This is a genomic window from Mucilaginibacter sp. OK268 (genome assembly GCF_900103125.1).
Classification (GTDB): Bacteria; Bacteroidota; Bacteroidia; order Sphingobacteriales; family Sphingobacteriaceae; genus Mucilaginibacter.
In genome coordinates this window covers 724,702-738,166 of sequence record NZ_FNJV01000003.1, presented here as the reverse complement: position 1 = coordinate 738,166, position 13,465 = coordinate 724,702, and the positions used below count along the sequence as shown (strand labels likewise).

12 protein-coding genes are annotated in these 13,465 nt (G+C 42.0%); 4 read left to right on the top strand and 8 right to left on the bottom strand.

Annotated elements, in window-relative coordinates:
* Positions 1–15: 15 nt before the first annotated feature.
* The gene (locus BLR84_RS13405) at positions 16–792 is read right to left on the bottom strand and encodes an NUDIX hydrolase (protein WP_090468686.1); all 777 of its coding nucleotides are present in this window, start codon (positions 790–792) and stop codon (positions 16–18) included.
* 139 nt (positions 793–931) lie between these two features.
* Between BLR84_RS13405 and BLR84_RS13400 the strand changes: the two genes are divergently transcribed.
* From BLR84_RS13400 to BLR84_RS13390, 3 genes are read left to right on the top strand one after another with little or no spacing between them, the layout of a single operon-like run.
* Positions 932–1,936 (top strand): sugar phosphate isomerase/epimerase family protein, encoded by a 1,005-nt coding sequence (locus BLR84_RS13400; RefSeq protein ID WP_090468684.1) that lies wholly within the window; start codon positions 932–934, stop codon positions 1,934–1,936.
* A gap of 11 nt (positions 1,937–1,947) precedes the next feature.
* Entirely contained in the window at positions 1,948–3,705 is a 1,758-nt protein-coding gene (locus BLR84_RS13395; protein ID WP_090468683.1) for a GMC family oxidoreductase, read from the top strand.
* A 3-nt stretch (positions 3,706–3,708) separates the two neighbouring features.
* Entirely contained in the window at positions 3,709–4,326 is a 618-nt protein-coding gene (locus BLR84_RS13390; protein ID WP_090468681.1) for a gluconate 2-dehydrogenase subunit 3 family protein, read from the top strand.
* A gap of 194 nt (positions 4,327–4,520) precedes the next feature.
* On the opposite strand, the gene BLR84_RS13385 is transcribed toward BLR84_RS13390, so the two are convergent.
* The 4 genes from BLR84_RS13385 to BLR84_RS30015 form a co-directional block, all read right to left on the bottom strand.
* Entirely contained in the window at positions 4,521–5,891 is a 1,371-nt protein-coding gene (locus BLR84_RS13385) for a dipeptidase (protein ID WP_090468679.1), read from the bottom strand.
* Between the two features lie 120 nt (positions 5,892–6,011).
* Positions 6,012–6,884 carry a hypothetical protein gene (locus BLR84_RS30025; protein ID WP_176852057.1) on the bottom strand — a complete coding sequence of 291 codons (873 nt, stop codon included), beginning with the start codon at positions 6,882–6,884 and terminating at the stop codon, positions 6,012–6,014.
* A gap of 257 nt (positions 6,885–7,141) precedes the next feature.
* Entirely contained in the window at positions 7,142–7,285 is a 144-nt protein-coding gene (locus BLR84_RS30020; protein ID WP_176852056.1) for a hypothetical protein, read from the bottom strand.
* Positions 7,286–7,343: 58 nt separating this feature from the next.
* Complete coding sequence (locus BLR84_RS30015; protein ID WP_176852055.1) at positions 7,344–7,487, bottom strand: hypothetical protein; 144 nt, start codon at positions 7,485–7,487, stop codon at positions 7,344–7,346.
* Between the two features lie 561 nt (positions 7,488–8,048).
* Between BLR84_RS30015 and BLR84_RS13375 the strand changes: the two genes are divergently transcribed.
* Positions 8,049–9,488, top strand: a complete 1,440-nt coding sequence (locus BLR84_RS13375) for a tetratricopeptide repeat protein (RefSeq protein WP_090468677.1) — start codon at positions 8,049–8,051, stop codon at positions 9,486–9,488.
* 24 nt (positions 9,489–9,512) lie between these two features.
* Here BLR84_RS13375 and BLR84_RS13370 read toward each other — a convergent pair whose 3' ends face one another.
* The 3 genes from BLR84_RS13370 to BLR84_RS13360 form a co-directional block, all read right to left on the bottom strand.
* A complete protein-coding gene (locus BLR84_RS13370; RefSeq protein ID WP_090468675.1) occupies positions 9,513–9,815 on the bottom strand; it encodes a hypothetical protein in 303 nt (100 codons plus the stop codon).
* 233 nt (positions 9,816–10,048) lie between these two features.
* Positions 10,049–10,417, bottom strand: a complete 369-nt coding sequence (locus BLR84_RS13365) for a helix-turn-helix domain-containing protein (protein ID WP_076374337.1) — start codon at positions 10,415–10,417, stop codon at positions 10,049–10,051.
* Between the two features lie 147 nt (positions 10,418–10,564).
* Entirely contained in the window at positions 10,565–12,859 is a 2,295-nt protein-coding gene (locus BLR84_RS13360; protein WP_090468674.1) for an ATP-dependent helicase, read from the bottom strand.
* Positions 12,860–13,465 lie beyond the last annotated feature (606 nt).

Here is a 13,465-nt window from a genome sequence, read left to right as displayed (position 1 = left end):
AAAATGTTGTCATATCTACGTCAATGTTGTGCCGGTTTCCAGGGCCTTAGTGTATTTTTTCAGATCAAATTTGTATAAAAAAGGTGCCCGGTGCGGCCCGATATTTCGTTTCTCGTTCAATTTTTTAATTAGTCCTAAAAACACCAGCTTTTTGGGGAAATTCCGGATGTCGAGTTTTTTGCCTAACAGAGTTTCATAAACCGCGTGTATCTCGGTCAAAGTGAATTTGGCAGGCAACAGTTTTTCGGCTATAGGGTAATAGTACAGCTGCACGCGCAGGGTATGGAGGGCATCTTTAACCATCTGGTCGTGATCATATAACAGGGGTGGAATCTCGTCGATATTGAACCAGTCACAAGAGTCGGACATTAGACCTGCCTTCGGTGTAACCAGCGAAAAATCGGTAAGAGCGTAGTACCCCACAGAAATTGTTTGGTCTATGAGCCAGCTATCTTTAAAATAAGGTATGCCCAGCTTCTCCGAAAATTTTTCAAAATCTAACTCATTCCACTTAATGCGGTCTGGATCGCCAAAGGTTTTATATTGCTGCAGATACAGGTCTGTCAGGCTGGTTCTTTCGGCTACAATGCGGTTGGCAGCCTCATCCAGGGTTTCTGTACGTTTAATGTATCCTCCGGGAAGGCAATAACCTCCTAATGATTTGAAACCCGATAATAATATTTTTAACTGGTGATCGTGATAGCCAAATATGGCGGCATCAATAGATATGTGTGGTATATAATGTTTATACCCGTTGATAATAAAATCTTGTAGTTCGTTTGTGGTTTCCATATAAGTTAGGGTACATCAAATATATCTTAAATTAAACTAATAAATTTCTATTTAGTAAAATTTGCAAAATAGAAATTAAGCCATAACTTTATTGTGTAAAATTTACCAAATAGAAACCTCCTTTTACCATTAACCAGTTATGACATTAAACAGAAGAGATTTTATTACCCGTGCCGCAATGGGTGCGGCCGGGATTGGTATAGCTGCCAGCATTCCGGATTTTTTGTATGCAAAAACAGAACATAAAGCTGATGGACTGTTTTTTAAGCTTGCCTTATCGCAGTTTTCGCTGGCGAGCCAGTTCTGGAGCAAAAAGCTAGATCCGCTTGATTTTCCAATGAAGACGAAAACTACCTTCGGTATTGAAGGATTAGATTACTGCTCCATGTTTTTTGCTGATAAGGCAGAGGATAGCACGTTTTTAAATGAATTGAAAAAACGATCGGCAGATAATGGTTGCTACAACCTGCGTATTATGGTTGATGGGGAAGGAGTTCTGGGGCATTTGGATGCTGCCGAACGCACCAAAGCTATCGAAAATCATTATAAATGGATAGATGCCGCTGCTTTATTGGGTTGCCCCATGATCAGGGTAAATGTAGAAGGCGAAGGGGCACCCGAAGAAGTGGCCAAAGCTGCTGCTGACAGTCTGGCTAAACTCATAGCATACGGAAGTAAAAGCAAGATAGATGTGATTGTAGAAAATCATGTAGGGATCTCCTGCAACGGCGCCTGGTTGGCCGGGGTAATGAAAAGCGTTAATAATAAACATTGTGGCACCCTGGCCGATTTTGGTAACTTCTGTATCAACCGCACTAAACCCGAAGCGCAAACCATGGATGCCTACATGAAAACCAAATGCCTGGAAGAGTACGACAGGTACAAAGGTATTACCGAGCTAATGCCCTATGCCAAGGGTGTACACGCCAAAAGCCACACGTTTGATGCAGCAGGCAATGATACCGAGACCGATTATTATAAAATGTTCGGCATTATTAAAAAATCGGGTTTCAATGGCTGGGTGAGTATTGAATATGAAGGCGGCTTGTTTAAGATGTACGCCCCGCAAAGCAATTACCTGGATGATGACGCGGGTGTTATCGCTACCAAGAAATTAGTTGAAAAGGCCGGTAAAGCCGCTTAACCCATCCCGATATGAAAGATATTCAGATCAAAAAGTCGGCCGAGGTATATGATATAGTGATCATTGGCTCGGGCGCAGGTGGTGGTATGGCCGGTTATGTGCTGGCCCATGCCGGAATAAAAGTGCTGATGCTGGAAGCCGGGCCTTTTTTTGACCCGGCTAAAGATTCGCTGCAACTCAAATGGCCCTATGAGTCGCCGCGTCGTGGTGGTAATGCCACCCGGCCCATGGGCGATTTTGACGCGGCGTATGGTGGATGGGATATTGATGGCGAACCGTATACGCAAAAGGGCGATACTGATTTTAAATGGTTCCGGGCCAAAATGCTGGGTGGGCGTACTAATCACTGGGCACGCATATCCTTACGCATGGGCCCTAAAGATTTTAAATGTTACAGCAGCTTTGGTGCAGGCGATGATTGGCCCATTACCTATGATGATATCAAGCCCTATTATGATAAGGTAGACCGGCTCATCGGTGTATATGGCAGCAATGAAGGATTGGAAAACGACCCGGACGGGATCTTTTTACCAGCCCCCAAACCTCGGCTTAACGAGCTGTTTGTGAAAAAGGCAGCTACCGGGCTGGGGATCAAAGTAATTGCCGGGCGTGGTTCTGTACTTACTGTGCCGCTACCGGGTAATAAGGACAGGGGCGCCTGCTTTTTTTGCGGGCAATGTAACCGCAGCTGTAAAATATATGCCGACTTTTCGGCTTCCTCCTGCCTGGTGATCCCAGCCATCAAAACAGGCAACCTTACTGTGATCACCAATGCCGTGGTGCGCGAGATACAGACCGGATCCGATGGTTTGGCTAATGGTGTATCTTATATCAATAAAAACGATATGCAGGAGTACAGTGTAAAGGCCAAAACAGTGATCCTGGCGGCGGGTACGTGTGAGTCGGCGCGTATATTGCTCAACTCAAAATCGGCACAGCATCCCAATGGCTTGGCCAACAGTAGTAATGTGGTTGGGAAATATCTGCATGACTCTACCCAAACCGGCGGCGCTGCTATTATGCCTCAACTGCTCAATCGTAAACGGTTTAATGAAGACGGTGTGGGTAGCCTGCACCTGTACGCACCCTGGTGGGGCGATCATAAAAAGCTCGACTTTGCCCGGGGATATCACCTGGAGATCTTTGGCGGTATGATGATGCCATCGTACGGGGGGTATTTGGGGTTTGAGGGCACGCTGGTACCTTATATCAATGGGTATTTACCCGGCGCCGATGGTAAGATGAAACCTGGTGGTGGCTTTGGCAAATCATTGAAAGAAGATTACCGTCGTTTTTACGGTACAATGGCCGGAGTAGGCTGTCACGGTACCGATATTGCCAAAGAAGACAACTACTGCGAGATAGATAATAGTGTGGTCGATAAATACGGCATCCCCGTATTACGTTTTAACTATAAATGGGGCGATGAGGAAATAAAGCAAGCCCGGCACATGCAGCAAACTACCCAGGAAATTATCAAAGCCATGGGGGGCATTCCGCTGGGACAGCCGGTGGGAGCCGACAAAAACTATGGCCTGGATAAACCGGGTAAGGGTATTCATGAGGTAGGTACGGTACGTATGGGCGATAAGGCAGGCAAATCGGCATTGAATAAATGGTGCCAAGCGCATGATTGTAAAAATCTTTTTGTGGTGGATGGTGCTGCATTTACCCAGCAATCTGAAAAGAACCCCACCTGGACAATCCTCACGCTCTCGATGCGCACAGCCGAATATATTTTAGATCAGAAACGAAAACTAAACGTGTAAGCCATGAACAGAAGAGAGAGTTTAAAAGCCATAGGTTTATCGGTATCAACAGTAGTGTTGCTGGATGCCTGCAAAACAAACCCTGATGTTAAAACAGAAGATGGTAAAGTAACAGCCGAACCCGGTCGCCTGACTTATGAAACCGAACGGGAAAAACACCTACTGACTGAAAAGTACTTTACCGATCATGAACTGGCTACGATAATCGTGCTGGCCGATATTATTATCCCCAGGGACGAGCATAGCGGCAGCGCCTCAGATGCCAAAGTGGTCGATTTTATAGAGTTTATTGTCAAGGATGAACCCGAACACGCCTTACCTATGCGGGGTGGCCTGCGCTGGCTGGATGTGAAATGTTTGAACCTTTATGGCAACGAATTTAAAGGCTGTACCCCACAACAGCAGGAAGCTATATGCAGCCAGATCGCCTATCCTATGCTGGCCAAACCGGATATGCTACCGGGCGTTACTTTTTTTAATAAAATGCGTGAACTGACGGCCATCGGTTTTTTCACCAGTAAAATTGGTATTGCCGATTTGGGTTACAAAGGAAATTCGCCCGGTAAATGGGAGGGGGTGCCTGCAGATGTATTAAAGCAGTATGGGTTGGAGGGGGTGTAGTCTTTATAAGATAAGAGCCCGTCATACCGAACTTGTTTCGGCTTCACAGGGTGGTCTGCCTGCATGATGTATATGCAGCTTATGGGATGCCGAAACAAGTTCGGCATGACTTCCTTTTATGAAAAAGCCCGGCAGTTCGAAAACTGCCGGGCTTTCTTGTAATCCTTGTTCTTTGATCCAAAAATCCTTTATCCCTACTTACTTAATTCCGCAAAATATTTGTGGAATAATGGGATAGTTTCAATGCCCTTATAGTAATTGAAAATATCATATTTTTCATTTGGAGAGTGTAATGCGTCGCTATCCAGACCAAAACCCATCAGTACGGTTTTAAGACCAAGCTCGGCCTCAAACAGAGCCACAATAGGGATACTGCCGCCACCGCGTGTAGGTATCGGGTCTTTACCAAATGACTCGGCTATGGCTTTCTGGGCCGCACGATAGGCCACGCTATCGGTTGGTGTTACAGCTGGTTCGCCGCCATGATGTGGGGTTACCTTTACTTTAACGCTTGCCGGGGCTATGCTTAAAAAGTGTTTGGTGAAAAGCTCGGTGATCTTTTCGCTAGTTTGGTTGGGTACCAGACGCATGGATATTTTGGCGCTTGCTTTTGATGGTAATACCGTTTTGGCACCTTCGCCAATGTAACCACCCCAAATACCGTTTACTTCCAAAGTGGGACGGGTGCCGGTACGCTCAAAAGTAGTATAACCCTTTTCGCCCCAAAGCTCCTGTACATCCAGGTCTTTTTTATACTCGGCCTCATTATAAGGTGCATTGTTAAGTGCAGTACGTTCTACAGGAGTAAGATCAACTACATCATTATAAAATCCAGGGATAGCGATGTGATTGTTTTCGTCATGTAGAGATGCGATCATTTTGGCCAGTATAGTCGCCGGGTTAGCTACCGCGCCACCATAAACACCAGAGTGCAGATCGCGGTTAGGACCGGTTACTTCAACTTCCAGGTAGGACAGGCCACGCAGACCAGTCTCCAACGAAGGATGCTCCATGCTGATCATCGAGGTGTCTGATATCAATACCACATCGGCTCTCAGGCGTTCTTTATTGGCTTTTACAAAAATAGCCAGGTTTGATGAACCTACTTCTTCTTCGCCTTCTATCATGAATTTGATATTGCAGGGCAGGGTATTGGTTTGCATCATCAATTCAAACGCTTTTACATGCATGTAAAACTGTCCCTTATCATCACAGGCGCCGCGGGCATATATTTTACCATCGCGTACGGTTGGTTCAAATGGTGGGGTTTTCCAAAGCTCCAGCGGATCTGGTGGCTGCACATCATAATGCCCGTATACCAATACGGTAGGTTTTGAAGGATCAACTATTTTTTCGCCGTAAACAATGGGATAACCGGCGGTTTGGCAAACTTCCACTTTATCGGCGCCCGCGTCGCGTAGTTTTTGTGCTACGTAATCGGCGGTTTTTAAAACGTCGGGTTTGTATTTAGGATCGGCGCTAACCGAAGGGAAACGTAAAAGCTCAAACAACTCGTCAAGTAAACGTTGTTTGTTTTCGTCTACATACTGTTTTATATGCTGCATAGTTATCAATTTGCAGCAAATATATTGATGTTTATTGACTTAAAACAGCAACAGTTCATGCGGTTTAATGGCATGAACTGTTGCGTATATATAAGGAAGGTGATTTACCTGTATAAATAATTATGCGGCAAAGTCAGCAGAACCTAAATCTCTTTTAGGACCAGATACGGCAGCGAAATCAGCAGAACCCAAATCTCTTTTCGGACCAGACACAGCAGCGAAATCAGCAGAACCCAAATCTCTTTTCGGACCAGATGCAAGAGCGAAGTCAGCAGAGCCTAAATCTCTTTTCGGACCAGATGCAAGAGCGAAGTCAGCAGAGCCTAAATCTCTTTTAGGACCAGATACGGCAGCGAAATCAGCAGAACCCAAATCTCTTTTCGGACCAGACACAGCAGCGAAATCAGCAGAACCCAAATCTCTTTTCGGACCAGATGCAAGAGCGAAGTCAGCAGAGCCTAAATCTCTTTTCGGACCAGATGCAAGAGCGAAGTCAGCAGAGCCTAAATCTCTTTTTGGGCCAGATGCAAGAGCGAAGTCAGCAGAACCCAAATCTCTTTTCGGACCAGATGCAAGAGCGAAGTCAGCAGAGCCTAAATCTCTTTTCGGACCAGATGCAAGAGCGAAGTCAGCAGAGCCTAAATCTCTTTTTGGGCCAGATACGGCAGCGAAATCAGCAGAACCTAAATCTCTTTTGGGACCAGACACAGCAGCGAAGTCAGCAGAACCTAAATCTCTTTTCGGACCAGATACGGCAGCGAAATCAGCAGAACCCAAATCTCTTTTAGGACCAGACACAGCAGCGAAGTCAGCAGAGCCTAAATCTCTTTTAGGACCAGATACGGCAGCGAAATCAGCAGAACCTAAATCTCTTTTAGGGCCAGATACAGTAGCTGTTTTGTCTCCATCTGGAGTCGAAATGTTTGAACTGTAAACTGAAGAAGTTAGGAAAGCGCTTAATGCTAAAGCTGTTATGATTGTTGACTTTTTCATGATGTTTTTTTAAAATTTGTTTGTGGGGGATGAATATTTTTGTCTTTGTTAAATTATTCTAAGTTGTATTTGTATACAGGTTTAATCAGTATTGTTTAAATCCTGTTGGAGGCTAAATGTTCATTTGGTCGATGCGGCACTGTGTTTTCTTTTTGAGACAACAATACGCTGGTACTCATTTCTGTAAATATTATTGCAGGCAGTTTTTTCATTTGACCAAATAATTTAAGCGTGTTTGTAGTCATGGTTAATAAAGATCAATCGGCGCTGCCCAAGTCTCTTTTAAAGCCATTGGTAAATGAGTGTGTACCGATGAGCTCGGTGCGTACACTTACTTTTTGGCAAGATGAAATAATGCCGGTAAAAAGAATAGCTAGTGTAATGATGATCAGTTTTTTCATGACTTATATATCTAATGCTGTACAGATTCAGTTAATATTTAGTGTGGAATTTAAAAGCTTAGTCGGCGCTGCCTAAATCTCTTTTAAACCCGGTAGCTGTTTTGTTAAAAGTTGCCACTGGTAATTCTGCGGTCTTTTTTGATGATGACGATAAAACTCCTGTGCTTACTATAAGCAATGCCAATAGGATGGTTCTTTTCATGCTGGTTAATATTTATATTGATATTATATTTAATTAACTATTGTTAAATAATACTGTAACTAATATTTAACAATACGTGTGTTTAACTTGTCTGCAACCGGTTTACCATATGTTTAAACGGTTGTTATATTGTTTTAAATTTTAATTTGATAATCAATGTTATACGGGGTAATTATTTTAACCTTATGTATAATAATTCATGTCCTTTTCTTGAAAAAAAACAGTAGTTTTAGAGGCGTTAGTTGTATGCTTACTAAAACTTTTGTTGTTTTTTTATTTATTTTAATTGATCAGATAGTATAATAGTTTAAAATATAGCCTCTTAAGTATTTTTATGCTTTAATTTGAAGCGTGATATGCTATTTTTATGTTGTATAAATATTATAATATTTATACTCAATCTATTGTATATCAATTAATTAACACTGCAAATATAAATATGTTTTTTGTTTTTTAGGTAAAAAAAATAAAAAAGTTTTCAACAACGTTTTTATCTTAGTTATTGGATATATTACAGCATAATTCATAACTTTCACGCTAAATGACCGTAAAAGTGCTTTAATGAAAAAAAACTGTACATTTTTTTTATTTTTTTTTATAACACTTACTGTATATGCAAGGGATATTAATGAGGTGGTGGCTAAGGATACAAACGAGGTAGTAAATTTAAATAGCCAGGCTTATGCAAATAGGTTAACTGATCCAAAACAAACAGTCGAGGATGCAACTAAAGCCTTAACGCTGGCTACTAAACTCAGTTATTTAGATGGAATTGCAGAATCTTATCGTGTTATAGGTATTGGAAAATATTACCTTGACCAGCCCGAAAAAGCCATTGATAATTACCTTAACGCGTTGGCTTATTTTGGCAAGAGCAATAATCTTAGGGGCGAAGCTAAAGTTTATAACAATATAGGGGTATTGTTTCGTGATCATGACTATGACCGCTCCCTGGTTTATTTAAATAAATCGCTGGCTATTGCCCAAAAAATTAGTGATAATAAATTGATAGCTGCTTCCTACCTGAACATTGGAAATACCTATAATCGTAAAAACAATCTGCATCAGGCCCTTAGTTATTATGATAAAAGCTATCATCTGTTCAGTAAATTGCAGGATTCCGTTAATCTGATACAATGTCTGTTAAACAGAGGGGTGATATACTTTAAGTTAAAGGATTATGACAAAGCACTTGGTTTGCTGCTGGAAGCTAACAGAGGAGCCAAGGCAAGAGATCTGAACGAATCCGTAGCCAGTATCAATCTTACGCTGGCCTCGTTGTATATGGCACAGCGTAAGTTTGATGATGCCGAAAAAATGGTACGGGAAGGTACAGCCTACACTCAATTGGTTAAAGACCCCAAATTGGAATATGATTATAAGTATACCACTTATGAGCTGGAACTTAACAGAAAGAATTTTGAAAGCGCCTTATCATCACTAAGAGAGATATATAAATTGGACAGCGCAACGTATAAAACGAATGTATCTGTACAGATGAATCTGATTGAGGCCAAACGCAAGCAGGAAGAGCAGGCAAAAGAAAATGAACTTATTGCCAACAGGCAAGCTTATGAACGTTCCCGTTTCTGGGCTGTGAGCACTGTAGCTGGTTTATTACTGGTGGTAATTGGCTTATTAGTTGGTAATGTGAAACGAAAGGCCAAAACTAATGCGCAGCTTACTATGCTCAACGGAGAGGTTTTAAGACAAAAGGATAACCTTGACCGGATAAACCATCACCTGGAGGAGATCATCGATGAAAGAACAAAAGACCTGCAGATCAAAAACAAAAAGCTTTCTGAACATTCCTCTTATCTTTCGCACCAGATCAGGGGGCCGATTGCTACCTTGCGTGGTTTAATAAACCTGGAAAAGGAAGGGCTGGTTGATCAGGAAGAATGTATCACTATGATGGACAAATGTGTTTCGGAAATTGACGAAAAAATAATTGAAATGAGCGATATGCTGCACGGCCCTTCGCATAATAGCAACCCCTGAAACAGCTCTGTTTTTTTATACTGATCAGCCCAGATTAAAAGCGCTTGGCCAGGTAGAGTGTATTTGTGCCTCAATAAGGCCCAGGTAAATACAATATCTGGATATCATTTGCAGGATAAGCAATTGGCGGTGTTTGTCATAACCCTCGGTTTCAAAGGCCAATGTTTCATCACCAGCGGTAACAAAAAATCTAACTTCACCCTTCCTGGGTTTAAACCTTGATTGTAAAAGATCGAATACCTTAACTTTAAGTTTGCTTTTGGGGTCATGAATGGTCCCATCTTTCAAAGCCTGGTTTTTTGAAATAGATATAAGATAATTTGACATAAACATTTTTTATGATAAAAAATGTTTATGCCACAATTTTTACTCCAATTTTAAATTATATGAGATATAAAATGAAATTGTGTCAACTTATTTGCCTTTTTCTTGAAAAATTTACTAAAATTAAATATTGTTAACCAATATTTAATTGATGTAGATTAAATTAATCGACAATTTATATCAAGGTATGTAGCATAAAAGGTGTAACTGTAAGGTTTACAGAACACATTATTAAATTATAGGACTAAAATGCTTTTGTTTCGCAATTCTTCATAAAGTAAAATCACTTTGCGCTGCAGGCTCGCTATTTCCGATTCCCTATCTACCAATTTTTTCTGGGCGATGCTCAGGTTTGATGGAGTAAGGTCTACCTCACCTTCTTCAACACTTAAAATTTGCGCAACTGTTATTTCAAATATATTGGCAATCTGTTCCAATCTCGACAGGTTAATATCGGTTACACCGGTTTCGATCTTTGAAAAAGCCGGAATAGAAATACCTAACCGGTTGGCCACATCCTCCTGGCTCCATCCGCGTTGGTGACGTAAAGTTCTGATGTTTTTTCCAACGGATTTGTTCGTCTTCTTTTTGGTGCTGTCGTTCATATCAATGTTTCCTCATAATTAACTAAGGGAACATATCCAAATGGTATGCCATCATTCATTCCCGTTAAAACTATCGGGAATACCTTGCCGTTTAACGGGATGTTAAAAAAAATGGGGAATTATTTACACGAAAACAGAGCTTAACCTTCAGTTGATATTATTAACGATATAGAGTTTGGCAAACTTAAGCAGTAATTGTTTCTGACCAATTTCTTTAAAAAATATGGTTGCCTTAATGTCTGGTTTATTACCTTCCAGGCTCAATACCTTTCCAAAACCAAAACGTTCATGCTCCACTTCCATACCCACCTGTAGGTTTGAAGTATCAGATGGTTTAAAGTTTGGCGATGGCACGTGTGCTTTAGCCAATATGGATGTGGTTTTAACCGGGGCCGATGTTGCCGGTTTGGGCTTGGAGAAGGCATCAGCTTGTTTGCCGCCGCTCCAGGCTTTACGATCGTCGTCAAAGAACGCGTTACCGCTGCTTGCCGGTTTAGCGCTGTAGTCAAGCTCCAGGTATTTGGCATCTATCTCGTCCAGGAAACGGCTTGGCTCACAGCTAATGAGCGTGCCGAATTTAAACCTCGATGTGGCATAACTGATGGTCAGTTTGGTTTCGGCACGGGTAACAGCTACATAAAACAGCCGGCGTTCCTCTTCCAGGTCGCTGCGCGAATTGAGCGACATTTGCGACGGGAACAGGTTCTCTTCCAGACCTACCACATATACCTGCGGAAATTCCAATCCTTTACTGGAGTGAATGGTCATCAATGATACCGTATCGGCATCTTTCTCCTTGTCCTTATCATCATTGGTGAGCAGGGCCACATCCTGCATAAAAACGTCGAGTCCTTTTTCTTCAATGTCTTCCCTTTCCGAAAATTCCTTGATACCGTTCATTAATTCCTGTATGTTCTCATAACGGTTAAGTCCTTCAACTGATTTATCTTCATACAAATCTTTCAATAAGCCGGAATGCTGCGCGATATACAAGGCCGATTCATAGGCCGATTTTGATTTGGCCAGCACCTGGAAACTCTGGATCATGGTAGCAAAGGTGCCTACCGCGCCCGATATTTTTCCTTCCAGGTATTTGCCCGGCTCCACAATCACTTCCCATGGGGTGATGCCATGCTGATCGGCACTTACAATGATCTTATCAACCGAAGTATCGCCAATGCCCCTTTTAGGGTAGTTGATCACCCGTTTCAAGGCTTCCTCGTCGTTAGGATTAAAGGTAAGCCGGAAATAAGCTATCAGATCCTTGATCTCCTTGCGTTGATAAAAGGACAGTCCGCCATATATTTTATAGGGGATACCCAACTTGCGCAGGGCTTCCTCCATTGATCGTGATTGCGCGTTGGTGCGGTACAGGATCGCGAAATCATGCCATTTTCGGCCTTTCAGACTGCGGTCCTGCATAATGGTTTCGGCTACCATTTTACCTTCTTCGTTATCGCTGAAGGCACGCATTACCTTTATTTTATCACCGCTTTCCTTTTCAGAAAAAACGTTCTTTTTAAGCTGATCCTTATTATTGCTGATGATGCTGTTGGCAACATTTACAATGTTTTGGGTAGAGCGGTAGTTTTGCTCGAGTTTAAACACTTTCAGATCAGGGTAATCCTTTTCAAAGTTGAGAATGTTCTGGATATTGGCACCACGGAAGGCATAGATACTTTGCGCATCATCACCCACCACACACAGGTTTTCATTTACGGCAGCCAGTTTTTTTACAATCAGGTATTGCGAAAAGTTAGTATCCTGATACTCATCCACCATGAGGTATTTAAACTTATGCTGATACTTGTTCAGCGTATCGGGGTGCAGTTTCAGCAGTTCGTTGGTTTTGTACAGTAAATCGTCAAAATCCATAGCGCCCGCCCTGAAACAGCGGGTGGCATAGGTCTGGTAAATAAGTCCCAATTGCCCGCGACCGCTCGAAAAATCGTCGGCTTGGATCTGTTCATTTTTCTGATACTCCTGCCACGAAATAAGGTTGTTTTTAGAAGCTGATATGCGGTTGAGCACAAAGTTTACATTGTACAGCTTATCATCCAGGTTCATTTCCTTTAAAATAGCCCGTAGTACGCTTTTGCTGTCGTCGGTATCGTAAATGGTAAAATTGCTTGGGTAGCCAATTTTATCGGCTTCCACGCGCAGTATCTTGGCAAATACCGAGTGGAAAGTACCCATCCAGATATTTTTGGCTTCGGGACCCACCACATGGGTAATACGCTCGCGCATTTCGCGGGCGGCCTTGTTGGTAAATGTTAATACCAGTATGTTAAAGGAGTCGACACCTTTGCGTACCAGGTGTGCCACTCTGTATGTAATAACCCTTGTTTTGCCAGATCCGGCGCCGGCAATAATCATTACCGGTCCTTCGGTTTGTTCAACCGCAGCCCTTTGTTCGGGGTTTAAACCCTGTAGATAATCCAAAATCTTTTCCTCTTTTCTTGAATCAGCGAAATTAAGGTTTTGAGCCGAAAGGGGAAAGTAAGATTGATGCCAGATGGGATAAAAATATCAACAATAGTAAAGGCGCGAAAAATGAGTGTTCAAAACTTTTGCCCTGATTCCGGCCGACGTTTTTATCAGCAAAAAACAAAACTTACAAAATTCAAACCTCCTCCTGTACCCGGGTGACTTTTTAAACCTTTATTTTAACACTTTTTTGCCCTGAAATGAGGTGAAAACGAATCGAAAATTGCTCAAAACTTATTCAAAACCATCGATTTTAACACTTTTTAACAAATTTTAACACGGTTTTGAAAGGTTTAAAAAGTATTAATTTATTGGTATTCAAATAACTACATACAAAACGGTCGGTTTTTCGGACGTTTTTGTCCTTTAACCAAACAGCCCTGCTTACAATTTTCAAAGTAAGCAGGGCTGGCCCTTGGTATACTTAAAGATACGAAAATTGTGCGGAACCTGCAAGGCCTTCAGGTTTAATATCGAACACTGAACATCGAACGTTGAATAACGAAGTAAAAGATTCGGTGTTCGATATTCAAAATTCATTATTCGATATTATTTCTTTTC

Excerpts from the sequence above, each read along its gene's own strand:
- BLR84_RS30025 (WP_176852057.1), bottom strand. The coding sequence starts at position 6,884 with ATGAAAAAGTCAACAATCATAACAGCTTTAGCATTAAGCGCTTTCCTA.
- BLR84_RS13405 (WP_090468686.1), bottom strand. The coding sequence starts at position 792 with ATGGAAACCACAAACGAACTACAAGATTTTATTATCAACGGGTATAAA.
- BLR84_RS13385 (WP_090468679.1), bottom strand. The coding sequence starts at position 5,891 with ATGCAGCATATAAAACAGTATGTAGACGAAAACAAACAACGTTTACTT.
- BLR84_RS30015 (WP_176852055.1), bottom strand. The coding sequence starts at position 7,487 with ATGAAAAGAACCATCCTATTGGCATTGCTTATAGTAAGCACAGGAGTT.
- BLR84_RS13370 (WP_090468675.1), bottom strand. The coding sequence starts at position 9,815 with ATGTCAAATTATCTTATATCTATTTCAAAAAACCAGGCTTTGAAAGAT.
- BLR84_RS13400 (WP_090468684.1), top strand. The coding sequence starts at position 932 with ATGACATTAAACAGAAGAGATTTTATTACCCGTGCCGCAATGGGTGCG.
- BLR84_RS13395 (WP_090468683.1), top strand. The coding sequence starts at position 1,948 with ATGAAAGATATTCAGATCAAAAAGTCGGCCGAGGTATATGATATAGTG.
- BLR84_RS13375 (WP_090468677.1), top strand. The coding sequence starts at position 8,049 with ATGAAAAAAAACTGTACATTTTTTTTATTTTTTTTTATAACACTTACT.
- BLR84_RS30020 (WP_176852056.1), bottom strand. The coding sequence starts at position 7,285 with ATGAAAAAACTGATCATCATTACACTAGCTATTCTTTTTACCGGCATT.
- BLR84_RS13390 (WP_090468681.1), top strand. The coding sequence starts at position 3,709 with ATGAACAGAAGAGAGAGTTTAAAAGCCATAGGTTTATCGGTATCAACA.
- BLR84_RS13365 (WP_076374337.1), bottom strand. The coding sequence starts at position 10,417 with ATGAACGACAGCACCAAAAAGAAGACGAACAAATCCGTTGGAAAAAAC.